The organism is Paenarthrobacter sp. A20, assembly GCF_024168825.1.
GTDB lineage: Bacteria > Actinomycetota > Actinomycetes > Actinomycetales > Micrococcaceae > Arthrobacter.
In genome coordinates this window covers 3,879,298-3,902,344 of the sequence record NZ_JALJWH010000001.1, presented here as the reverse complement: position 1 = coordinate 3,902,344, position 23,047 = coordinate 3,879,298, and the positions used below count along the sequence as shown (strand labels likewise).

The following is a 23,047-nucleotide window of genomic DNA, read 5'->3' as shown; positions in this document are numbered from 1 at the left end:
TAGCTCCTTGTCGTCGGCCCGTGTTCGCCGGGCGCGGAACACTCTGTCCACCTACAACCCTATCGCCGTAGCGTGACGGTATGCGCATCCTGGTCCTCGGTGGCACAGCCTTCCTGTCAGCAGAAATCGCACGGCAGGCAGTTGCCGCCGGGCACGACGTCACCTGTTTTGCCCGCGGTACTTCAGCGAATCCGCCCGACGGCGCCACCTGGGTACGGGGGGGACCGTTCCTTGGGTGCTGCGGCCTTGGCAGACCTCGACGGCGGCTGGGACTCGGTTATTGAGGTGTCCCGCGATCCCGTCCAGGCCGGCCAGGCCTTGGAGGTGCTGGGCCCGGCAGCAGGCCATTGGACCTTTGTCTCAAGCTGTTCGGTCTACGCGGACCACTCGGTCCCCGGCGCCGATGAAAGCGCGGAACTTCTGGAACCCTTGCCGGCTGGCCAAGCGGGCACTCCGGAAACCTACGGCGAGTCCAAGTCGGCAATTGAGCAGATGACGCTGACCACGGTGGGGGACAAGGCCCACATCGTCCGGGCGGGGCTCATCGGAGGCCCAGGTGACGGTACGGATCGCTACGGTTACTGGCCTGCCCGTTTCGCGGCCAACCATGATCCGGTGCTGGTGCCCGATGTCCCGGACGCCGCCACCCAGATCATCGATGTGCGGGACCTGGCCTCGTGGATCCTGCGTGCGGCCGAACAAGGACTGACTGGCGTCTACAACGCGCTGGGGGACGTTGTGGGGTTTGATGACTTCATCGCCGAGTCCCAACATGCAGCCGGGGCTCCGGCTGGAAACATTGTCCGGGCTGACGAAGCGTGGCTGGTGGAGCAAGGGGTGGACTTCTGGGCGGGGCCGGACTCACTGCCGTTATGGTTGCCGGCGGATCATGACGGATTCCAGGCGCGGACCAACCGTGCTGCACGGGAGCGGGGGATGCTCCTGCGGCCGTGGCAGGAGACGCTGGCAGCGACACTTGAGGATGAGAGGCACAAGGGCCTGAACAGGGACCGCAAAGCGGGGCTGAGCCGGGAAACCGAACAACGGCTCGTGGCGCAATGGCGGGCTGAACAGCGTTAGGCCGCCGCCGTCGTGCTTGGCTCGTGCCGTACCGGGAAATTGACGCTGCGGGCGATGAAGCAGACCTGGTTGGCTTCGTGGTGTAACTGTGGCATCAAGCCGGCGTGGCCGGGATCGGCAATGGTGACGTGTGGTTTGAGCGTCACGCTCTCGAATTGCCCGCTGCCGTCCCGGTTGAGTTTCATGAGGCCTTCTGCGTTGTCCTCGTAGCCGGTGACCACCACGCCGTGCTTGACGGCAACGTGCAGGAAAGACAACATGTGGCACTGAGACAAGGCCGCGAGCAGCAGTTGCTCCGGGTTATAGCGTGTCCGGTCTCCGTGGAAGGTCGGATCCGCAGAACCCTGCAAGGTGGGAAGGTCTGGGATGTCGACATCATGGTCCCGGGAATATCCCCTGTAGCTGACCGTGCCCTCGCCCAGGTTTCCGGTCCAGCGGACGGTCAGCGCGTAGTGGTGTTCATTGAGGCCCATGCGGACAGTTTAGCTATGGGGCACCAACTGTCCGCACGAGCCTCATGTGGTGCCGGGGCTAGACGTCTGCTGCCCGTGCGCGGAGGGCGCGGGCCACGCCGTCGCGGTTTTCGAGCATCATGCGGCGCAAGGCCGCACTTTCTTCGGGAAGTCCGGCCAGGAACTCGTCCGTGCGGTCCACTGTGGCCTGGGTGGTGAGCTGCGCCGGGTAGAGACCCACCACGATCTGCTGGGCGAGAGCGTGTGTGCGGTCCTTGACGATCCCGGGCACGGCGTCGAAGTATTTAGCAGCGAAAGGCTCCAACAAGGCAGCATCCTGGACGCGCATGAAGCCGGCCACAGCGGATGCCTGCAAGGCGTTGGAGAGCTCTCCCTTGACCACGATCGACTCCCAGGCTGCTGCCTTGGCCTCAGCGGTAGGGATGGCTGCCTTTGCTTGGGCGGCGGCATTTTGGCCGTTGGACGTGTTGTCGCGGGAAAGTTCGGCGTCGATGCGTTCCTGGCCTTGCCGTCCGCCGGCCACGAGGGCGGTCAGGAGCTCCCAGCGCATGTCCTGGTCGATGGTGAGGCCTTCCAGGGTTTCCGTCCCGTCCAGGAGTGCCTGTACGTGGTCCAGTTGGCCGCCGCTGCGCGCGAGCTGCGCAAAAGACTTGGCGAACTGCAACTGGGCATCTGAGCCGGCTTCAACCGATGTTGCGAGCTCCCGGAGTCTATCGGCGGCCGCGATGGTGGTCTCCAGCTTGTGTTCTGCCGCTACGTAGTAGGTCAGGGTGGTGGCGAGCTGGCGCAGCTGGACCAGGATCACCGAGGAATCCGTTTCGTGGGCGATGTTGGCCAGGATCAGGTCCACATAGCCGCGGGCAGGGGTTTCGCCGTCGCGGGCTGCATCCCATGCCGATCCCCAGGCCAGGGTGCGGGGCAGGCTGGCTGCGAAGTCCTTGAGGTGGGCCTTGGCTGTGGCGAGGGAATGCTCGTCGAGGCGGACCTTGGCGTAGGCGAGGTCATCGTCGTTGAGCAGGATCAGGTCCGGGCGGGTGAGCCCCACCAAGGCGGGTACCTCGGTGCGGGGCCCGTCGACGTCCAGCTCCTCGCGGTGGGTGCGCTCCAGCCTGCCGTCACCGGAGAGCGTGTAGAAGCCGACGGCGAGGCGGTGCGGGCGGAGGGTGGGCTGTTCGGCGATGGCGGTCTGCAGGATCGCGAAGCCGGTGATGGTGCCACCGGCGTCGACGGTCAGCTCGGGCGCCAGCGTGTTGACGCCGGCCGTTTCCAGCCACAGTTTGCCCCACACGTCCAGGTCGCGGCCGGACGCGGCTTCGAGTTCCACCATCAGGTCGGCGAGTTCGGTGTTCTTCCAGGCGTGCTTGGCGAAGTACGTGCGGACCCCGGCCATGAACTGTTCCGGGCCCACCCAGGCCACCAACTGGCGCAGAACCGAAGCGCCCTTGGCGTAGGTGATGCCATCGAAGTTCACCTCCACGTCTTCGAGGTTGTTGATCTCGGCAAAAATCGGGTGCGTGGTGGGGAGCTGGTCCTGCTTATAGGCCCAGGACTTCTCCACGGACGCGAACGTGGTCCAGGCCCGGTCGAACTCGGTGTTCTCCACGGCGGCCAGGTGGGACATGTACTCGGCGAAGGACTCGTTGAGCCACAGGTCGTTCCACCAGCGCATGGTCACCAGGTCCCCGAACCACATGTGCGCGAGTTCGTGCAGGACGGTGATGGCGCGGCGCTCAATTTGCGCGCCGGTTACTTTGCCGCGGAAGACATAGCCTTCAAGAATGGTGACGGCCCCGGCGTTTTCCATTGCCCCGGCGTTGAATTCCGGGACGAACAACTGATCGTACTTTTCGAACGGATAGGGGCAGTCGAACTGTGCCTCGAAAAACTCAAAACCCTGTCGTGTCAGTTCAAAGATGTTGTCCGCGTCGAGGTACTGCATGAGCGACTTCCGGGCAAAGACTCCCAGCGGGATGACGCGGCCGTCGGAGCTGGTGACCTCGGAACGGACCGACTGGTACGGGCCGGCTATCAACGCGGTGACGTAGGAGGACAGGCGCGGGGTGGGTGCGAACTCCCACACTGAGCGGGCGCCGCCATCGCCGGCAGCCGGCGCTTCAACGGGAACCGGGGTGGGGGAGTTGGAAATGACGTCCCAGTGCGAGGGCGCGGTGACGGCAAACGTGAAGCTTGCTTTCAAGTCGGGCTGCTCGAAGACAGCGAACATTCGCCGCGAGTCCGGAACTTCGAACTGCGTGTACAGGTACACCTCGCCATCAACAGGGTCAACGAAGCGGTGGAGGCCCTCGCCGGTGTTCATGTACGGGGCGTCTGCCACGACTACAAGTTCGTTCCGGGCGGCGAGGCCGGGGAGTTGGATGCGGACGCCGTCCGAGACCTCGGCGGGATCGAGTTCCGTGCCGTTCAGCGTCACGCTGTGTACTGCATCGGTGATGGCATCGATGAACGTCGAGGATCCCGGCGTCGCAGAAAACGTGACCACGGTGGTGGAGCCGAAGGTCTCGTTGCCCTGGGTCAGGTCCAAGGTGACGTGGTACGACTCGACGTTGAGCAGTTGGGCGCGGATCGCGGCTTCATCGCGCGTAAGGTTCAGGCCTGGCAAGTGGTGCCTCCGGAAGTTTTTGGGATGGCCGGCCGATCGCGGCCGGACCCTGGTGTGAAGCCATTCTTTCACTCCGGGCCGGGAAGGCAAGGAGCGAACACCACAGTGTCGCCCCACGGAGTAGCGTTGGATCATGGGATCGTTCCGGGACACTCTCGATTTCCGCGCACTGAGGTTTGCGGTCGCCTTTCCGTTGCTCCTCGCCGTGGGCTTCGCAGTGTGCGCCCAAATGCTGCGCAACGACCTCCCGAACCCCGTTGCCGTCATGTGGAACTCCGACGGCGGCAGTTCTTTCGCGCCGTTCGGAGCTTACGTCGCGGGCGGCGCAGCGCTCATCACCGTCTGCGGGTGGGCGGTGTTCCTCCAAGCGGTATCCATTACCCGGCCGGTAGTTATGCGGCGCGTCATGATGGGCGTGGGCCTCATGGTCAGCCTCTTCATCACCACGGTGCTGGCCGCCGGACTGGTCGGCCAGTCAGGGTTGGCTGATGCCCGACAGTCCCACGTGGACCCGATCATCCTGGCCATGGGCAGTGGGGCGGCGGTTGCCCTGGGCGTCGTCATGATGTTCGCGTTCAAGCCCGACCCGCGGTGGACGCGGGAGGACGACGTTGCGCTGCAGGAGGAACTGAGCCTTCTCGAAGATCCGGACCTGGCGCGTGACTCGCTCAGGCTGTGGGTGCATGCCCGGAGTTCGGTATTCGTCATGATCATTGTCTCCGCACTGTTCCCGGCTGCCTTAATAGCGATCGCAGTCCCATGGCTGGGGGCGTTGGTGGCGGTGGCTGCTCTGGGTGGCGCCGGGTTCCTGTTCGCGCGAGTACGTGCCGACCGTGGGGGATTACAGGTATTTGCTGGTGGCATCGTGCGTGTCCTGACGGTTCCCGCCGTCGATATCGCAGCGGCAGCACCCACCGAGGTGAAGGCTGCCGATTACGGCGGCTGGGGCTGGCGGCACCACGACGACGCCACGGCGATGCTCGTCAGCAGTGGCCCCGCCGTCGTAGTCCGGAAACTCAATGGAGGCCGGGTGGCGCTCAGCGCCGGCACAAAGGCCTCAGCCGACAACCTTGCGGGAGTTCTGAACAGGGCCGCCCACCGGGCACATGAGGACGGGCAGGCCCCATAACGCGGGTAGCGGTACCCTAGGTAGCGCATCCCTCATCGCCGCGCCCGGCCATAGGCCGTAGCCGCGCGCCAGAAAGAATGGACTTCCTGTGACTACACCCCGCGTCCACATCGCCACCGACCACGCCGGCATGGAGCTCAGTGCCCACCTGGTCAGCCACCTCACCGCCAAGGGCTATGACGTGGTGGACCACGGTCCCAAGGAGTACGACGCACTGGACGACTATCCCTCGTTCTGCATCAATGCCGGTGTTGCTGTCGTTGCGGACCAGGAAGCCGGTGTCCACGCTCTGGGCATCGTGCTGGGCGGCTCCGGCAACGGCGAACAAATCGCCGCCAACAAGGTCAAGGGTGTTCGCGCTGCGCTGGCATGGAACCTCTCCACCGCAAAGCTTGCCCGCGAGCACAACGATGCCAACGTTATTGCCGTCGGCGGCCGCCAGCACTCCGTTGAAGAAGCCACCGAGCTCATCGAAGCGTTCCTGCAGGAACCATTCAGCAACGACGAACGCCATGTGCGCCGCATCGGAAAAATTGCCGTGTACGAAACCACCGGCGAAATCGTCGAGTAGTGCCTGAAGGGCACTCGGTCCACCGCCTGGCCCGCCAATTCCAAGATGTTTTTGGCGGCCGGCGCCTGGACGTCTCCAGTCCGCAAGGACGGTTTGCCGCCGGAGCCCAGCTGCTGACCGGGCACACCATGGTGGAGGCCATGGCCCATGGGAAGCAGCTGTTCCTCAGGTTCGACCACGAAGTGTTCCTCCACGTCCACCTTGGACTGTACGGTGCGTGGAACTTTGGTGGTGACAGCACCTTTACGGGAGCCTCCAGTATTGGTGCTCCCCGTCGCATCGGAGAAAAGGAGACCGGGCCCGCGGCCGATGACACTGGATACGCCGGACCGCCTCCTCCCGTGGGTGCCGTCCGCGTCCGTTTGGTGTCCGACCACGGTTGGGCCGACCTCCGCGGTGCCACGATCTGTGCTGCCGTCACCTCGGCTGAGGCCCAAGCCGTGCTGGATCGCTTGGGCCCTGATCCGTTGCACAACAGGGGAGGGGACCGCGAGGAATTCATCCGCCGCCTCCGCCGCCGCAAGACAGCGGTTGCCCTCTTGCTGATGGACCAATCGGTTTTGGCCGGCGTAGGCAACATTTATCGCGCCGAAGTGCTGTTCCGGCAGGCCATGGATCCTTGGACCCCGGGAAGCAGTATCGACGCGGAGTCCGCCGGTCATCTGTGGGACGACACTGTCGACACCATGTCCGACGGAGTCCGTGACGGACGGATTGTTACGACGCCTCCCACACTGTGGACCGGTGACGCTGCGATAGCGCCCGACGCCGATGCCCACTTCGTCTACAAGCGGGACGGAATGCCCTGCCGGGCCTGCGGGACGATCGTGGGCATGGCGGAAATTGGCGCCCGCAAGCTTTATTGGTGTCCCGGCTGCCAGGTGTAGCAGCAGCGGAAACAGGTTTGGCAGCAACAAAAAAGCGCCCCGATCCGTGGATCGGGGCGCTTTTGCTGGAGGGGACGACGGGAATCGAACCCGCGTAATCAGTTTGGAAGACTGAGGCTTTACCATTAAGCTACGTCCCCAGGACGGATATCCTCGTTCTGGACATCTTCCCGGTGGCTGTTGAAGCCGGGTACAACTAAACCTAATTCCGGCGGCAGTGTCAAATGTGCATTCCTGGCTCGCTTGCCCGTAGACTGTCCTGTGCGTTCGGGGTGTAGCTCAGCTTGGCTAGAGCGCCTGCTTTGGGAGCAGGAAGTCGCAGGTTCAAATCCTGTCACCCCGACTCTGTGTTTGTGTCCGCCTTTGGGACGCGACAGAACCCCATACCCACAAAATCAGGAGTACTTAGACTGTGAAGAGCGCTGTCGAGAACCTCACCGCAACGCGGGTCAAGCTCAACGTTGAGGTTCCCTTTGAGGAACTGAAGCCGAGTATCGATGCCGCGTACAAGACCGTTGCTTCGCAGATCCAGGTTCCCGGATTCCGCAAGGGCAAAGTTCCCACCAAGCTGATCGACCAGCGTGTTGGCCGTGGCTACGTCCTGGAGACGGCCATCAACGATGGCCTCAACGGTTGGTACCAGGCCGCAGTTCAGGAAACGGGCGTACGCCCCCTGAGCCGCCCCGAGGTTGAGATCACCGAGGTTCCGGACCCCACGTCCACCGATGGCGAGCTCAAGTTCCAGGTTGAGATCGATGTCCGCCCCGAGATCGAACTGCCGGACTACGCCGGTATCAAGGTCGAGGTCGCTGCAGCTGAGTCCTCCGACGCTGACATCGATAAGTCCCTCGACGAACTGCGCGGCCGTTTCGGCACGCTCAAGTCCGTGGAGCGCCCCGCGAAGAACGACGACTTCCTGACCATCGACATCACCGCCACCATTGACGGCGAAGAGATCGATTCGGCGTCGGGCCTGTCCTACCAGGTTGGCGCCGGCACCATGCTTGAAGGCCTCGATGAAGCCGTGACCGGCCTCTCTGCGGACGAAGAAGCCATCTTCGACACCACGCTGGTAGGCGGTGACCACGCCGGCGAGTCCGCTCAGGTGAAGGTTGTTGTCAAGGCTGTCAAGGAGCGCGAACTTCCTGAAGCAAACGACGACTTCGCCCAGCTTGCCTCCGAATTCGACACCCTTGCCGAGCTCCGTGAGGACCTCGCCAAGCAGGCTGCCGACTCCAAGGTTGTTGAGCAAGGCGTAGAAGCACGCGACAAGGTCCTGGACAAGCTCGTTGAGCTCGTTGAGGTTCCGGTTCCGGATTCCGTGGTCGAAGAGCAGATCGAAGCGCACTTCAACCCGGAGAACGCCCACGGCGAAGGTGACCACGACACCGAGGAGCACCGTGCCGAGGTCAAGGCCAACACCGAGCGTGCGTTCCAGAACGAGATCATCCTTGACGCCATCGCGGACAAGGAAGAAGTAGATGTCAGCCAGAACGAGCTGATCGACTACATCGTCACCACCGCGAGCCAGTACGGCATGGACCCCAACCAGTTCGCTCAGATCATTGACCAGAGCGGCCAGGTTCCCATGATGGTTTCCGAGGTCCGCCGCCGCAAGGCGCTGGCAGTTGTGCTGGGCCAGGCAGAGGTTGTCGACTCCGAGGGCAACAAGGTTGACCTCACCGACTTCGTTCGTCCTGCCGGTGAAGCAGCAGCCGAAGAGGCCGCAGCTGTCGAGGCATCTGAGGAAGCCGACGCTGCAGCAAGCGACGACCCCGCAGCAGTGAAGTTCTAGTCAACGACTTCGACCGGCCCCGGATCTACTGATCCGGGGCCGGTTTGCTTTTAAGGCTGAACATTGCTGCCGAGCGTAGACGTGCGCCGTCAGCGAACAGCGCGATTCCGGCGAACAAATCACCCCGGAAAACGGTTAGTGTCCAAGTAGTGAAGTTCAGTGAGGTCACTGGCACCAGCGAGAGGTAAGTACTTATGTCACAGCAATCAGAGGCTCCCCGGATGGCAACTGTCGATCCCGCAGCCCAGGACAACTACATCTACAACCGCCTGCTGAAAGAGCGCATTATTTGGCTCGGCTCTGAAGTCCGTGACGAGAATGCCAACGCCATTTGCTCCCAGCTCCTCCTCCTCTCGGCCGAAGACCCGGAGAAGGACATCTACCTGTACATCAACTCCCCGGGTGGGTCCGTGACGGCCGGCATGGCCATCTACGACACCATGCAGTTCATTCCGAACGACGTCGTCACAGTCGCAACGGGCTTGGCTGCCTCCATGGGCCAGTTCCTCCTGTCGTCCGGCACCAAGGGCAAGCGCTACGCCACGCCCAACGCCCGCATACTGATGCACCAGCCCTCCGGCGGCATCGGCGGCACGGCCTCGGACATCAAGATCCAGGCTGAATTGATCCTGCACATGAAGAAGGTCATGGCGGAACTTACGGCTGAGCAGACCGGTCAGTCCGTAGAGACCATCCTCAAGGACAACGACCGCGACAAGTGGTTCACGGCCCCCGAGGCGTTGGAATACGGCTTCTTCGACAAGATCTCGGCGCACGCCGGTTCTGTTGCCGGTGGTGGCGGTACGGCCAACCAGTCGGGCGCAGAGTCGAACTCCGAAAACTAACCGGCACCAAGAACCACTGAAACCCCAGGAGTAAAGAACATGAACTACAACTTCGGATGGTCTGCCGGTAATCTCCCGTCCAGCCGTTACGTCCTGCCCCAGTTCGAGGAACGCACACCTTACGGCTTCAAGCGCCAGGACCCGTACACCAAGCTGTTCGAGGACCGCATCATCTTCCTCGGTGTCCAGGTTGACGACGCCTCCGCCGACGACATCATGGCCCAGTTGCTGGTCCTTGAGTCAACGGACCCGGACCGCGACATCACCTTGTACATCAACTCGCCAGGCGGCTCATTCACGGCCATGACGGCCATCTACGACACCATGCAGTACATCCGTCCGGAGATCCAGACGGTATGCCTGGGCCAGGCCGCCAGTGCAGCTGCAGTTCTGCTCGCTGCGGGTACCCCGGGTAAGCGACTGGCGCTTCCGAACGCACGTGTCCTGATCCACCAGCCGGCTCTGTCCGGTGGCCAAGGTGGGCAGGCCTCCGACCTTGAAATCCAGGCGGCTGAAGTCATGCGCATGCGCACCTGGCTTGAGGACACTCTGGCGCACCACTCGGGCCGTACTTCCGAGCAGGTCAACAATGACATCGAGCGCGACAAGATCCTCACGGCGGCGGACGCCCTGAGCTACGGTCTCATTGACCAGGTTCTGGACTCCCGCAAGATCAAGCCCCAGACAATCTCCCGGTAGCACACGGAATTCGACGCCGGTGCGGTTCGCGAAATATGGACCGCACCGGCGTTCTGTTTCCACCCAAGCAGCCCATTGTGACCTAGAGTGGATGTTGTCACGGTGGTGCCAGCCGCGGCTTGGCCGCACACTTGATGACGGCGCGGAGCCGCATCACCCGCATGCAACGAAGGGATTCCCACATGGCTCGGATTGGCGAGAGCACGGATCTGCTGAAGTGTTCTTTCTGCGGAAAGAGCCAAAAGCAGGTACGGAAGCTGATTGCCGGGCCCGGTGTCTACATCTGCGATGAATGCATCGAGCTGTGCAACGAGATCATCGAAGAGGAACTCGCTGAAGTTTCCGATCTCGGCAGTTTCGAACTGCCCAAGCCCCGTGAAATCTTCGACTTCCTGCAGGAATACGTCATCGGTCAAGAACCGGCCAAGCGGTCGTTGGCGGTGGCAGTCTATAACCATTACAAGCGCATCCAGGCAGGCCACGCACCCAAGACCGGGAGCCTCGGTGAGGGATCACACCACGAGGACGTGGAGATCGCAAAGTCCAACATCCTCCTGATTGGCCCCACGGGTTGCGGTAAGACCTATTTGGCCCAGACGCTGGCCCGGCGCCTTAACGTCCCCTTCGCCGTAGCCGATGCGACCGCCCTGACAGAGGCCGGTTATGTCGGTGAAGACGTCGAGAACATCCTGCTTAAGCTCATCCAGGCCGCTGACTACGACGTCAAGAAGGCCGAGCAGGGCATCATCTACATTGATGAGATCGACAAGATCTCCCGGAAGAGCGAAAACCCGTCGATTACCCGTGATGTGTCCGGCGAAGGTGTCCAGCAGGCACTCCTGAAGATTCTTGAGGGAACCGTTGCGTCAGTGCCCCCTCAGGGGGGCCGTAAGCACCCGCATCAGGAGTTCATCCAGATCGATACCACCAATGTCCTCTTCATCGTTGCCGGCGCCTTTGCAGGCCTTGAGGACATCATTGGTTCACGGTCCGGGCGCAAGGGTATTGGATTCGGCGCGCCGCTCAACGAAGCCCGTGACAATGTGGACACCTACGGCGAAGTAATGCCTGAGGACTTGCTGAAGTTCGGCCTCATCCCAGAGTTCATCGGCCGCCTCCCTGTTATCACTACGGTGTCCAACCTGGACCGGCCTGCCCTGATCCAGATTCTGTCCACTCCCAAGAACGCATTGGTGAAGCAATACCAGAAGATGTTCCAGTTGGATGGCGTTGACCTGCAGTTCGACGACGACGCCTTGGACTCCATCGCGGATCAGGCGCTTGAGCGCGGTACCGGCGCCCGTGGCCTCCGGGCCATCATGGAAGAAGTGCTGCTGCCGGTCATGTTCGATCTCCCCAGCAGGGATGACATCGCCACCGTGGTCATTACGGCCGACGTCGTAGCGAAGAAGGCGCAGCCGACCATGATCGCCCATGACGTCGTAGCCAAGCGCCGGAATAAGTCGGCCTAGCCTTCTGTTGGCCTAAGCAAGGAGCGGTTCCGCTGGGACCGCCTGCTTGCCACGTTTCCCACCCTTCCGAGGAGTTCCCTGTGCCCGATCAGATCGTGTCCGAAGAAACCGTCAACAAAGCCGATTTCTGGTTTGATCCTGTCTGCCCGTTTGCTTGGATCACCTCGCGCTGGATCGGCGAAGTGGAGCAGGTCCGGGGGATCCAGACCGAGTGGCATGTCATGAGCCTTTCCGTCCTGAACGAGGGCCGCGACCTTCCGGCCGATTACAGGGCGATGATGGATGACAGCTGGGGTCCGGTCCGCGTGATTATTGCCGCCCAGGAATTACATGGCAGCACGTACGTCAAGCCGCTGTATGACGCCATGGGGGAGCAGATCCACCATGAGGGCAACAAGGACCGTGCTTCGGTGATCCAGAAGGCCCTTGCCGAGGTCGGCCTGCCCGCCGACCTGGCACGCTTTGCGGACTCGGATGAGTACGACGCTCACTTGCGCACAAGCCACGAGGCGGGGATCTCTTTGGTGGGGCAGGACGTAGGCACCCCCGTTGTGGCCTTCAATGGAACGGCGTTCTTCGGTCCCGTCCTGACGCGTATTCCGCGCGGCGAAGAAGCAGGAAACATCTGGGACGCCACCGTCACTCTGGCCGGATACCCGCATTTCTTTGAGTTGAAGCGCAGCCGCAGCGAAGGCCCGGAATTCAACTAACCCAAACGCTACTTCAGGAAACGCGAAGTCCGGCGGTCGGCCAGTATCTTCCCGTTGGTCTGGCAAGTGGCGCAGTATTGCAGGGAGGTGTCCGCAAAGGACACCTCCCTTACTGTGTCACCACACACCGGGCATGGAAGCCCGGTCCGGGCATGCACCCGGAAGTTGCTGCGCTTGGTGTCCTTCAGTTCGCTGGACGGCTTGCCCGCGGCTGCGTTGACGGCTCCTACCAGAACCTCCTGCATGGCCGCGTAGAGCCGTGCGACTGTCTGTTGGTCCAGCGACTTGGCGCTGGCGAAGGGAGAGATTTTTGCGGCGTGCAGGATTTCGTCACTGTAGGCGTTGCCTATGCCGGCAATGACGCCCTGGCTCCGAAGCAATCCCTTGATCTGCTGTGAACTGGATCCAAGGATCGTCGCCAGGGCATCAAGGTCGAAGTCGGGACTGAGTGGCTCCGGGCCCAAGGTTGCTATCCCCGGGACGTCCTGGGGATCACGCACCACGTAGATTGCCAAACTCTTCTTGGTTCCGGCCTCCGTCAGGTCGACACCGATGTGGGCATCATCCGCGGGTCGGTGGAGTAGGAGCCGTGCTGAGATGTTGCTTTTCCCCATTCGCAAGCCGGCCGAGGAGGGATGTTCCGTGTAGCGGACCCACCCTGCCTTCGCCAGGTGGAACACGAAAAACAGGCCGTCGACGTCAACGCAGACGAACTTCCCGATGCGTCGGACACCTTGAACAGTCCGGCCTTCCAGTGCGGAATAGGGAGGATCCGCAGTCTTGAGTGCTGAGAAGGAATTGATACGGACCTCGGTCAGCACAGCTCCATGGAGTTGGGTGTCCAAATACATGCACAGGCCGTGCACTTCTGGGAGTTCCGGCATGGACAATACTTTGCCACAGGTAGGACCTGGGCCGCAGGAGAACTACAGGACTGTAGTTCGTCCGGAAGCCTTGTGCATCTCCGTCGGCAGGACAACAATGGTTCTTACCCACTTCGAAAGAAGAGGGACACGGAAACCAAAGATTCAGTGATATGCAACCAACGCAGCCTTTGGCAAAGTTGGAAGCAAGCTACCAGTGACGAGGTAGGAAGACCTGAAATTCCAAGGATTCCGCCAGACTGTCAAGACGTCACCAGACAGCCGAAAAGTCGAAGCCCCACCAACGGCAAAACGCTGATGGGGCTTCCCCTTTGCCCAAAAACTGTTGGGCTCTTGAACTCCGGCCGCCGGAAGGCTAGGACGCGGGCGTTTCCTCGGCCGGTGCCAGGACAACATCGCTGACTGTCAGCTCGCCTTCGCCGGACTGGAGCGTGATCTCCTGCGCGTTGGCGGCAGCCTTCAAGTCACCGAGGCCGGCCTTCAACTGGGCGACCAGGACCTCCGAGGCGGTGATGGATGCAGACAGGACCTCTGTGCGCTGCTTGACCTTGGCCTCTGACTTTGCCTTGCGGATACCGCTGAGCGCAATGCCCACAGTGCCCAGCATGGTGGTGTCGCCGTCGGTGATTTCCAGGGCGGCGGGCCACTCTGCACGGTGGACGGAGCCTGTGCGCCACCAGCCCCAGACCTCTTCAGTGGCGAAGGGCAGGAACGGGGCGAACAGGCGCAGGAGCGAGTCGAGGGTTGTTGCCAGCGCTGCCAGAACGGAAGCCTGCTCGGTCTCGCCTGCGGCACCGTAGGCACGGTCCTTGATCAGCTCAACATAGTCGTCTGTGAACTGCCAGAAGAACGACTCGGTGATCTGGAGCGCGCGGGCGTAGTCGTAGTTTTCGAACGCCTTGGTGGACTGGGCGACGACGTCGGACAGTTGCGCGAGCAACGCACGGTCCAGCGGATTGGTCAGCACCGAGAGGTCGCCGGACACCACGGAGTCCTCGGTGGCGCCAAGGTTCAGCACGAACTTGGAGGCGTTCAACAGTTTGATGGCCAGACGGCGGCCAATCTTCATCTGGGCGATCTCGTACGCAGTGTCAGCGCCGAGCTTGGCCGATGCTGCCCAATAGCGGACAGCGTCTGAACCGTACTCGTTGAGCACATCGGTCGGCACCACAACGTTGCCCTTGGATTTGGACATCTTCTTGCGGTCAGGATCCAGGATCCAGCCGGAGATGGCAGCGTGCTTCCAGGGAGCATTCTTCTGCAAGGCGTCGGCCCGGACGGCCGAGGAGAACAGCCAGGTGCGGATGATGTCGTGGCCCTGGGGACGGAGGTCGAAGGGGTAGACCTTGGAGAACAGGTCCTCGTCACGGCTCCAGCCACCGACAATCTGGGGAGTCAGCGAGGACGTGGCCCAGGTATCAAGGACGTCGGCATCGCCCGTGAAGCCGTTGGCCTGGTCACGCTGGGATTCCTCGAACCCTGGTGCGGCATCCGCGGCAGGGTCCACAGGCAGCATTTCGTCCGACGGCAGGATGGGGTTGTCGTAGTCCGGATTGCCTTGGGCATCCAAGGGATACCAGACGGGGATGGGCACGCCGAAGAAGCGCTGGCGGGATACAAGCCAGTCGCCGTTCAGGCCGGCAATCCAGTTCTCGTAGCGGGAGCGCATGAATGCCGGGTGGAAGGTGATTTCCTGGCCACGGCCGATCAGGCGTTCACGGCGTTCTTCGTCGCGGCCACCGTTGCGGATGTACCACTGACGGGAGGTAACTACTTCGAGGGGCTTGTCGCCCTTCTCGAAGAAGTTCACCGGGTGCATGATCTTCTTCGGTTCGCCATCCAACAGCTCCGCTGCCTTGAGCAGTTCAACCACGGCTTCCTTTGCGGAGAAAGCGGTCTTGCCGGCGATCGCGGCGTAGGCTTCCTTGCCGGCGTCGGTGGTGATCCAGTCAGGGGTCTCAGCGATGATGCGGCCGTCGCGGCCCATGATGGCGCGCGTGGGCAGCTGCAGTTCACGCCACCAGGTGACGTCGGTCAGGTCACCGAACGTACACACCATGGCGATGCCGGAGCCCTTGTCAGCCTTGGCGAGCGGGTGGGCCTTGACCTCGAGCTCCACATCGAACAGCGGGGACTTCACAGTCTTGCCGAACAGCGGCTGGTACCGCTCGTCGTCGGGGTTGGCTACCAGGGCTGCACAAGCGGCGAGCAGTTCCGGACGAGTGGTCTCGATGAAGATCTTTTCCCCGTCTTCGGTGAAGAACGGGTAGCGGTAGTAGGCGCCGGCAACTTCGCGGTCCTCAAGCTCAGCCTGCGCTACAGCAGTGCGGAACGTGACATCCCACAGGGTGGGTGCTTCAGCCATGTATGCATCGCCGGCAGACAGGTTGGCCAGGAAGGCCCGCTGGGACACTGCGCGGGAGGTGTCGTCGATGGTGCGGTACGTCAGGTCCCAGTCCACGGACAAGCCAAGGGTCTGGAACAGGTTCTCGAAGACTTTCTCGTCCTCAACGGCGAGTTCCTCGCACAGTTCGATGAAGTTCTGGCGCGAAACGACGTCGAAATCGCGCTGGTTCTTGGCGGGCTGTGCAGGCGGAGCGTAATCGGCCTTGTAGGGGATGGCGGGATCGCAGCGGACACCGTAGTAGTTCTGGACCCGGCGCTCGGTGGGCAAGCCGTTGTCGTCCCAGCCCATCGGGTAGAAGACATTCTTGCCCGTCATGCGCATGTAGCGGGCCTGGACGTCGGTCTGGGTGAAGGAGAACATGTGGCCCACGTGGAGCGAGCCGGATGCCGTAGGCGGGGGAGTGTCGATCGAGTAGACCTGCTCCCGGGTGGTGTCCGGGTTGAACTTGTAGGTTCCTTCTTCCAGCCAGCGCTGCGTCAGGGCAGCCTCAAGGCCTTCAAGGGCCGGCTTGTCGGGAACGTTGATGGGGGCGGTGGCGGGCGTGTCTGTACCCTGCGTTGATTCAGCCATGGACCAATTGTTTCATGGCCTGGCGTTACAGCCCGCCGCGGGAGGACTCCACGCCCCCGATAAGGTGGTGCCATGACTTTGGCAGCGCAGAACACCCCCGCAGGACAGAACAAGACGGCCGTCGTTACCGGTGCCAGCACCGGGATAGGCGAAGCGACCGTGAGGGCTTTGGTTTCAACCGGATGGACGGTCTTTGCCGTTGCCCGAAGGGCTGAAAGGCTCGGTGCCTTGGGTGCCGAAACCGGTGCGGTTCCGTTCCCGGCAGACATCAGGGACGACGACGACGTTGCAGCGTTGCTCGCGGCCGTCACCAAAGCCGGGGGTGCTGACACGCTGATCAACATCGCCGGCGGCGCACGGGGCGCGGACACCATCGCGAACGCAGACACAGACGACTGGGAGTGGATGTACCAGGTCAATGTCCTGGGCACCATGAAGATTACCCGCGCTTTCCTGCCCATGCTCCGGCAGCACGGTGAAGGTACGGTCCTGAACCTCACATCAACGGCCGGGCTCTCGGCCTACGAGGGAGGTGCCGGCTACAACGCGGCCAAATTCGCCCAGCACGCCATGACCAATGCCCTGCGCCTGGAAGAGGTGGGCAACAACATCCGGGTCATTGAGGTGGCTCCCGGGCTCGTGCACACCGAGGAATTCGCCCTCAACAGGCTGGGTGACAAGGACGCTGCCGCGAAGGTCTATGCAGGCGTTGAGAAGCCGTTGACTGCCGCAGACGTCGCGGACGTCGTGAAGTACGCCGTCTCCCTGCCGCATCACATCAACCTTGATGAAATCGTGGTCCGACCGGTCGCCCAGGCAGCCAACCACAAGTTGGTTCGCAAGGAGGGCTAAGGACGGCAGTTAGTTGGCGGGGATGCCCAGTGTCGCCATGATGGCTGCGTGATCGCTGCCGGGCACCTCGTGAACGGAGTAGTTGCTGCTGCTGATCCGGGGCGTCGTGACCATATGGTCGATGACGATTCCCGGCAGCGGCGGCCCCTCCATGGGCCACGTGGCGGAGAACCGTCCGTTGGAGGCCGTCCCGACATCCACGAGTTTCGATCCACCCTGTGGTGCGCCCGCCAGTCCGGAGTCCAACAATTCCCTGAACTCGGAGTGATCAAACGTCGAGTTGTAGTCGCCCACCAGGAGTTGGTTCCCGGGACGTGAAGCCTGGCGGGCCACCTTCATGAGATCGCCGCGCCACTGGGCGATCCGCTCGTCAACCGGCGGAAGCGTGTGGACATTGGTAAGACTCAGCGTGGCCTTGGAACCAGTCCCGGAGTCCGCCAACAGTACGCGCGTGACATCCATTCGGAACGGCGTATCAGGCAAGAGCCCCGCCGCTTCCAGCGGAAATACGGAATAGACCGCACCCCCGGACGCGTCATCATGGGGTTCGCTCACCAGATTGGGCAGAATTTTTTCCAAGCCCTCCGAACGAAGGCGGTCCTCCAGCCCCTCAGTGTGTTCCTGAAGGGTCAGCAGTTGAACGCCGTTGTCACGGACAAGCCCCACTATGGTGGCAGCGTCTGCCTCGCCATACTCGGTGTTGAGGCTCATGACCTTCACGGAGACGGAGGCAGTCCCTGGAGGCAATGGCTGCACGCGTCCGGTGTCCAGCGGAAACAGCCAGTACAGCTGCACAGCCAGCAGGGCCGCCGTCGTGATGATCACCCACAGGCGACGACCCAGGGCCGCCAGAATCACTGCCAAGGCCGCAGGCACCACCATCCAGGGCGTGAAGGACAAAAGTTGCACCACGATCAGGGGCCACTCCGCTGGGATTGCCCGGAACATCGATACCCCCGCAACTGGCAACACAACCAACAAGGCGAGCACAGACCACGCCAAGGATGCCCGTCGCTTCGGAGGGCGGGCGTCAGGGATGGCCGGAGCGGGGTGCGTCATGGGGTCGAGTCTATGCATCCCGCGCCGGTCCGGACCCCATCCGGAGGATGAACTCCCGGGTAGAGCCGGACGGCGCGCTGGCGCTAGACTTGGAGGACCAGCTTTGAACCGGCCATCACCGGTGAGCTTCCGGAAGAACAGCACTGATCGCCTATTCGGCGGCCATGGCCCACTAGAACCGGACGGGTAAGCCCGTCACAGCAGTAATGAGAGGCCGGAACCACGTGTTCCGGTAAGTGAGGTGGTACCGCGGTACCGGTGTTGACGCAGGTCAATACCGTAGCCGTCCTCGCATCCTGACAGTCAACCAGCTATCACAGGATATGAGATGACCCACTACCCCAAGGCCTCAGCGTCTTCGTCCGGCACGCACGGCGTGTCCGCCTCCGTGAAGTTCCCGGAAATCGAAGAGCGCATCCTCAAATACTGGGATGAAGACGGTACCTTCCAAGCCAGCATCGACCAGCGTGATGCCGGCACAGACGGAAGCAACGAATTCGTCTTCTACGATGGCCCTCCCTTCGCCAACGGCCTGCCACACTACGGCCACCTGCTCACGGGCTACGCCAAAGACCTCGTAGGCCGCTACCAGACCCAGCGCGGTAAGCGCGTGGAGCGCCGCTTTGGGTGGGACACCCACGGCCTGCCGGCAGAGCTCGAGGCCATGAAGCAGCTCGGCATGACGGACAAGACCCAGATCGAAGCCATGGGCATCGACAAGTTCAACGACGCCTGCCGCGCCTCCGTGATGAAGTACGCCAACGAGTGGAAGGCCTACGTCACCCGCCAGGCCCGTTGGGTGGACTTCGAGAACGACTACAAGACGCTCAACGTCGAGTACATGGAGTCGGTCCTCTGGGCCTTCAAGCAGCTTCACGAGAAGGGCCTCACCTACAACGGCTACCGCGTCCTTCCGTATTGCTGGAAGGACGAGACGCCCCTGTCCAACCACGAACTCCGGATGGACGACGACGTCTACAAGAACCGCCAGGACCAGACGGTGACGGTGACGTTCCCCATCAAGGCGGGTGCGTCCGAGCTCTCCCAGGCCCTCGACGGTGTGCAGGCGCTCGCCTGGACCACCACGCCCTGGACGCTGCCCACCAACCTAGCGCTCGCCGTCGGGCCTGAGATCTCCTACGCTGTCCTGCCTGCGGGACCCAACGGAGTCAAGGCCGCTTCCGCCGAAGCGCCGGTCACGGGCAGCTTCCTGCTCGCGGCTGACCTGCTGGGGTCCTACGCCAAGGACCTGGGGTACGACGACGCAGCTGCCGCAACGGCCGCCGTTGTCTCCACTCACACAGGCGCCGAGCTGGCCGGCCTAGAGTACGCGCCGTTGTGGAACGACTTTGCCGATGCTGAGAAGTACGGGACGCGGAATGCCTGGCGCTTCCTGGTGGCCGACTACGTCACCACCACCGACGGTACGGGCATCGTCCACCAGGCTCCGGCCTACGGTGAGGATGACCAGAAGGTCTGTGAGGACGCCGGTATCCCCGTGGTCCTCTCCGTGGACGAGGGCGCCAAGTTCCTGCCTCTGTTCGCGCACGGTGAGCTGGCCTCCATCGTTGGCCTGCAGGTCTTCGATGCGAACAAGCCCATCACCCAGGTGCTCCGGGCCGATGGCCGTCTTGTCCGCCAGGCCAGCTACGAACACAGCTACCCGCACTGCTGGCGCTGCCGGAACCCGCTGATCTACCGTGCCGTGTCCTCCTGGTACGTGGAGGTCACCAAGTTCAAGGACCGCATGTCCGAGCTGAACCAAGAGATCAACTGGATCCCCGGGAACGTTAAGGACGGCCAGTTCGGCAAGTGGCTTGAAAACGCCCGCGACTGGTCCATCAGCCGTAACCGCTACTGGGGTTCGCCCATCCCGGTGTGGCAGTCGGACGACCCCGAGTACCCGCGTACTGACGTCTACGGATCGTTGGCCGAGATGGAAGCCGACTTTGGCCGCCTCCCGGTCAACAACGACGGGCAAGTGGACCTGCACCGCCCGTTCATTGACGACCTGACCCGGCCGAACCCGGACGACCCCACGGGTAAGTCGACCATGCGCCGCGTCGAGGACGTCCTGGACGTCTGGTTCGACTCCGGATCCATGCCTTACGGACAGGTGCACTACCCGTTCCAGAACGAGGAATGGTTCGACACCCACAACCCCGCGGACTTCATCGTGGAGTACATCGGCCAGACACGTGGTTGGTTCTACATGCTCCACATCCTGTCGACGGCGCTGTTCGACCGCCCCGCGTTCCGTAATGTCATCAGCCATGGCATCGTGCTGGGCTCGGACGGCCAGAAGATGTCCAAGAGCCTGCGGAACTACCCGGATGTGTCCGAAGTCCTGGATCGCGACGGTTCCGACGCCATGCGCTGGTTCCTCATGTCCAGCCCCATCCTGCGCGGTGGCAACTTGGTGGTGACCGAACAGGGCATCCGTGATGGTGTCCGCCAGGTCATCCTGCCGCTGTGGAACGTGTACAGCTTCTTCACGCTGTACACCAACGCTGCCAACGCAGTGGATGGGACAGCGTCCGGCTACGATGCACAGCTCCGCTATGACGGCTACGCTGACACGCTGGACCAGTACCTCCTGGCGAACACCGGCGATTTGGTCCGTAACGTCACCGCCAGCCTGGACAGCTATGACATCTCCGGAGCTTGCGATGAACTGCGCAGCTACCTGGACATGCTCACCAACTGGTACGTCCGCCGCAGCCGCCAGCGCTTCTTTGATGAGAACGTTGACGCCTTCGACGCGCTGTACACGGCCCTCGAGGCAGTGTGCCGGGTGTCGGCGTCCTTGCTGCCCCTTGTTTCGGAAGAGATCTGGCGCGGACTGACCGGTGGCCGTTCGGTCCATCTGGCTGACTGGCCTGACGCTTCGCTGTTCCCGTCCAACCCGGCATTGGTGGAAGCCATGGACCGTGTCCAGCAGATCTGCTCCACCGGTTCCAGCCTGCGCAAGGCCGCGAACCTGCGCGTTCGCCTGCCGCTGCAGGAACTGACTGTGGTGGCACCCGGTGCCGATGCGCTGGAAGGCTTTGCCGCCGTCGTCGCTGATGAGCTGAACCTGCGGTCGGTCCGTTTGCTCGATGCCGCTACTGCTTCGCCGGAGGAGTTCGGCATCGAGCAGAAGCTCGTGGTCAACGCCCGTGCCGCGGGCCCGCGCCTCGGCAAGAACGTCCAGCAGGCCATCAAGGGCTCCAAGTCCGGCGACTGGTCCGTCAATGATGCTGGTGTGGTGGTTGCCGGTGGCTTGGAGCTCGAGCCGCACGAATACACACTGGAGACAGTGGTGGCAGAAGCGGCCGACGGCGGAAGCTCGGCAGTTGCCGTTCTGCCGGGAGGCGGATTCGTGGTCCTGAACACCGAAGTTACTCCGGAGCTTGCCGCCGAGGGCCTGGCCCGGGACATGGTCCGCGCCATCCAGCAGGCACGCAAGGACGCAGGACTGAACGTCAGCGACCGGATCCGTACGACGGTGGAGGCAGCGCAGGACGTCGTCGACGCCTTGGAAGCCAACTCGGAACTGGTCCGGACCGAGACGCTGACCCTGGAACTTGAGGTTCTGTTGGCCAGCGTCGAGGAACCCCAGGTCACCGTTGCAAAGGCAGGAGCCTGAACCATGACTGACGAATTTTCAGTTGAGAGCGTCTATGCCGAACTCCTGGGCCGTGCCCCGGAAAACAAGATGGAGCCGCGCCTGGCTCCGCTGTTCCGTGCCATGGACGTCCTGGGGGAGCCGAACAAGGCCTTCCCGATCATCCACATCACAGGTACCAATGGAAAGACTTCGACAGCCCGCATGATTGAGTCCGGGCTGCGTGCCCATGGCCTCAGCACCGGCCGTTACACCAGCCCGCACCTGTCCAAGGTGACTGAGCGCATCAGCATTGATGGCGAACCGGTGCCGGACGCTACCTTCGTGCGGATCTGGGACGAAATCCGTCCCTACCTGGAAATCGTGGACAGCGAACTTGTTGCCGATGACCAGCCACGCCTGACGTACTTCGAATGCCTGACCATCCTGGGCTTTGCGGTGTTTGCCGACCAGCCTGTCGACGTTGCCGTGATGGAGGTTGGCCTGGGTGGCATCACCGATGCGACCAACGTTGGCGACGGCCAGGTCTCCGTCATCACGCCTATCTCCTTGGACCACACGGATCTTCTGGGCGACACCACCGAGGACATCGCCTACGAGAAGGCGGGCATCATCAAGCCCGGAGGTTTCCTGGTGAGCGCCGCCCAGCCGGTGGATGCGGCCCAGGTTCTGTTGGAGAAGGCCCGCGAAGTAGATGTACCCTTCCGTTTTGAGGGCGTTGAGTTCGGTGTTGAGTCCCGCGCTGTCGCTGTGGGGGGACAGATGATCACCATCCAGGGTCTCGCCGGCCGGTATGAGGACCTGCTGTTGCCGCTGCATGGCGCCCACCAGGCTGAGAATGCCGCGGTCGCCGTTGCTGCCTTGGAAGCCTTCTTTGGCGGGGGAGAGAAGGAGCTCGACGCCGAGGTACTCAAGGAAGCGTTCGGTTCTGTGACGTCGCCGGGACGGTTGGAAGTGGTCCGCACGGCCCCCACGGTCGTGGTGGACGCTGCGCACAATCCCGACGGCATCAGAGTTTCGTCCGAGGCGATCCAGGAGGCCTTCAGCTTCAGCAAACTCGTCGTGGTGGTGGGCGTCCTGCGGGAGAAGGACGCTGAGGAAATCCTGAAGACGCTCAAGGAGTCCCTTGGCGGCCTTGCCGGCGAATTCTGCTTTACGCAATCCAACTCTGCCCGTGCCGTTCCCGCAGGAGAACTCGCAGAGCTGGCTGTGGATCTCGGCTTTGGCGAGGACAACGTGCACATCGCGGAGAAGCTTGATGACGCCCTTGAGTGGGCCGTGGAGCGCGCGGAATCCAACGACGACCTCGCGGGCGGCGTCCTGGTGACAGGCTCCATTACGGTAGTGGCCGAGGCTCGGATCCTGCTCGGAAAGGCGAGTGCCTAGT

At 62.6% G+C, this 23,047-nt stretch carries 16 protein-coding genes, 2 tRNA genes and 1 pseudogene; 13 read left to right on the top strand and 6 right to left on the bottom strand.

Going from position 1 to position 23,047, the window contains the following annotated elements:
• The first annotated feature begins 80 nt into the window (after positions 1 to 80).
• Positions 81 to 1,080, top strand: a pseudogene (locus tag J3D46_RS17940) (NAD-dependent epimerase/dehydratase family protein).
• Here the strand turns inward: J3D46_RS17940 and J3D46_RS17935 are convergent.
• On the bottom strand, positions 1,077 to 1,553 hold the full coding sequence (locus J3D46_RS17935; RefSeq protein ID WP_253468339.1) for an OsmC family protein: 477 nt from the start codon (positions 1,551 to 1,553) through the stop codon (positions 1,077 to 1,079). The pseudogene J3D46_RS17940 and the gene J3D46_RS17935 sit on opposite strands and share 4 nt — an antisense overlap.
• 58 nt (positions 1,554 to 1,611) lie before the next feature.
• Positions 1,612 to 4,173: an aminopeptidase N gene (gene pepN / locus J3D46_RS17930; RefSeq protein WP_253468338.1), complete on the bottom strand. Its 2,562-nt coding sequence runs from the start codon at positions 4,171 to 4,173 to the stop codon at positions 1,612 to 1,614.
• A gap of 133 nt (positions 4,174 to 4,306) precedes the next feature.
• On the opposite strand from pepN, the gene J3D46_RS17925 reads away from it, so the two are divergent.
• From J3D46_RS17925 to J3D46_RS17915, 3 genes are all read left to right on the top strand, one after another.
• The gene (locus J3D46_RS17925; protein WP_253468337.1) at positions 4,307 to 5,302 is read left to right on the top strand and encodes a hypothetical protein; all 996 of its coding nucleotides are present in this window, start codon (positions 4,307 to 4,309) and stop codon (positions 5,300 to 5,302) included.
• A gap of 88 nt (positions 5,303 to 5,390) precedes the next feature.
• A complete protein-coding gene (locus tag J3D46_RS17920; RefSeq protein ID WP_308102752.1) occupies positions 5,391 to 5,873 on the top strand; it encodes a ribose-5-phosphate isomerase in 483 nt (160 codons plus the stop codon).
• Entirely contained in the window at positions 5,873 to 6,760 is an 888-nt protein-coding gene (locus J3D46_RS17915; RefSeq protein WP_253468336.1) for an Fpg/Nei family DNA glycosylase, read from the top strand. The genes J3D46_RS17920 and J3D46_RS17915 overlap by 1 nt, the downstream gene beginning before the upstream one ends.
• Positions 6,761 to 6,826: 66 nt before the next feature.
• Here the strand turns inward: J3D46_RS17915 and J3D46_RS17910 are convergent.
• Positions 6,827 to 6,900, bottom strand: a tRNA-Gly gene (locus J3D46_RS17910).
• A 128-nt stretch (positions 6,901 to 7,028) separates the two neighbouring features.
• On the opposite strand from J3D46_RS17910, the gene J3D46_RS17905 reads away from it, so the two are divergent.
• The 6 genes from J3D46_RS17905 (at position 7,029) to J3D46_RS17880 (ending at position 12,281) form a co-directional block, all read left to right on the top strand.
• Positions 7,029 to 7,103 (top strand) — tRNA-Pro (locus J3D46_RS17905).
• 69 nt (positions 7,104 to 7,172) lie between these two features.
• Positions 7,173 to 8,555 (top strand): trigger factor, encoded by a 1,383-nt coding sequence (gene tig, locus J3D46_RS17900; RefSeq protein WP_231343276.1) that lies wholly within the window; start codon positions 7,173 to 7,175, stop codon positions 8,553 to 8,555.
• 221 nt (positions 8,556 to 8,776) lie between these two features.
• A complete protein-coding gene (locus tag J3D46_RS17895) occupies positions 8,777 to 9,400 on the top strand; it encodes an ATP-dependent Clp protease proteolytic subunit (protein ID WP_305884648.1) in 624 nt (207 codons plus the stop codon).
• Positions 9,401 to 9,439: 39 nt separating this feature from the next.
• Positions 9,440 to 10,099 (top strand): ATP-dependent Clp protease proteolytic subunit, encoded by a 660-nt coding sequence (locus J3D46_RS17890; protein WP_253468334.1) that lies wholly within the window; start codon positions 9,440 to 9,442, stop codon positions 10,097 to 10,099.
• A 182-nt stretch (positions 10,100 to 10,281) separates the two neighbouring features.
• Entirely contained in the window at positions 10,282 to 11,571 is a 1,290-nt protein-coding gene (gene clpX / locus J3D46_RS17885) for an ATP-dependent Clp protease ATP-binding subunit ClpX (RefSeq protein WP_144651484.1), read from the top strand.
• A gap of 80 nt (positions 11,572 to 11,651) precedes the next feature.
• Complete coding sequence (locus J3D46_RS17880) at positions 11,652 to 12,281, top strand: DsbA family protein (RefSeq protein WP_308102754.1); 630 nt, start codon at positions 11,652 to 11,654, stop codon at positions 12,279 to 12,281.
• 8 nt (positions 12,282 to 12,289) lie between these two features.
• Here the strand turns inward: J3D46_RS17880 and J3D46_RS17875 are convergent, their stop codons facing one another.
• Both J3D46_RS17875 and valS read right to left on the bottom strand, forming a co-directional pair.
• Complete coding sequence (locus J3D46_RS17875) at positions 12,290 to 13,165, bottom strand: Fpg/Nei family DNA glycosylase (protein ID WP_231343318.1); 876 nt, start codon at positions 13,163 to 13,165, stop codon at positions 12,290 to 12,292.
• A 355-nt stretch (positions 13,166 to 13,520) separates the two neighbouring features.
• Positions 13,521 to 16,142 carry a valine--tRNA ligase gene (gene valS, locus J3D46_RS17870; protein ID WP_253468333.1) on the bottom strand — a complete coding sequence of 874 codons (2,622 nt, stop codon included), beginning with the start codon at positions 16,140 to 16,142 and terminating at the stop codon, positions 13,521 to 13,523.
• 72 nt (positions 16,143 to 16,214) lie between these two features.
• Here valS and J3D46_RS17865 point away from each other — a divergent pair, with 72 nt between their 5' ends.
• Complete coding sequence (locus J3D46_RS17865) at positions 16,215 to 16,994, top strand: SDR family oxidoreductase (RefSeq protein WP_253468332.1); 780 nt, start codon at positions 16,215 to 16,217, stop codon at positions 16,992 to 16,994.
• A 9-nt stretch (positions 16,995 to 17,003) separates the two neighbouring features.
• Here the strand turns inward: J3D46_RS17865 and J3D46_RS17860 are convergent, their stop codons facing one another.
• Entirely contained in the window at positions 17,004 to 18,053 is a 1,050-nt protein-coding gene (locus J3D46_RS17860) for an endonuclease/exonuclease/phosphatase family protein (protein ID WP_253468331.1), read from the bottom strand.
• Positions 18,054 to 18,381: 328 nt separating this feature from the next.
• Here J3D46_RS17860 and ileS point away from each other — a divergent pair, with 328 nt between their 5' ends.
• Positions 18,382 to 21,681, top strand: coding sequence for an isoleucine--tRNA ligase (gene ileS, locus J3D46_RS17855; RefSeq protein WP_253468330.1), 3,300 nt, complete (start codon positions 18,382 to 18,384; stop codon positions 21,679 to 21,681).
• Between the two features lie 3 nt (positions 21,682 to 21,684).
• A complete protein-coding gene (locus J3D46_RS17850; RefSeq protein WP_231343110.1) occupies positions 21,685 to 23,046 on the top strand; it encodes a folylpolyglutamate synthase/dihydrofolate synthase family protein in 1,362 nt (453 codons plus the stop codon).
• Position 23,047 lies beyond the last annotated feature (1 nt).

Coding starts and splice junctions, on each gene's coding strand:
- valS (WP_253468333.1), bottom strand. CDS start 16,142: ATGGCTGAATCAACGCAGGGTACAGACACGCCCGCCACCGCCCCCATC.
- J3D46_RS17860 (WP_253468331.1), bottom strand. CDS start 18,053: ATGACGCACCCCGCTCCGGCCATCCCTGACGCCCGCCCTCCGAAGCGA.
- J3D46_RS17895 (WP_305884648.1), top strand. CDS start 8,777: ATGGCAACTGTCGATCCCGCAGCCCAGGACAACTACATCTACAACCGC.
- clpX (WP_144651484.1), top strand. CDS start 10,282: ATGGCTCGGATTGGCGAGAGCACGGATCTGCTGAAGTGTTCTTTCTGC.
- J3D46_RS17925 (WP_253468337.1), top strand. CDS start 4,307: ATGGGATCGTTCCGGGACACTCTCGATTTCCGCGCACTGAGGTTTGCG.
- J3D46_RS17890 (WP_253468334.1), top strand. CDS start 9,440: ATGAACTACAACTTCGGATGGTCTGCCGGTAATCTCCCGTCCAGCCGT.
- J3D46_RS17935 (WP_253468339.1), bottom strand. CDS start 1,553: ATGGGCCTCAATGAACACCACTACGCGCTGACCGTCCGCTGGACCGGA.
- J3D46_RS17865 (WP_253468332.1), top strand. CDS start 16,215: ATGACTTTGGCAGCGCAGAACACCCCCGCAGGACAGAACAAGACGGCC.
- J3D46_RS17875 (WP_231343318.1), bottom strand. CDS start 13,165: ATGCCGGAACTCCCAGAAGTGCACGGCCTGTGCATGTATTTGGACACC.
- J3D46_RS17850 (WP_231343110.1), top strand. CDS start 21,685: ATGACTGACGAATTTTCAGTTGAGAGCGTCTATGCCGAACTCCTGGGC.
- ileS (WP_253468330.1), top strand. CDS start 18,382: ATGACCCACTACCCCAAGGCCTCAGCGTCTTCGTCCGGCACGCACGGC.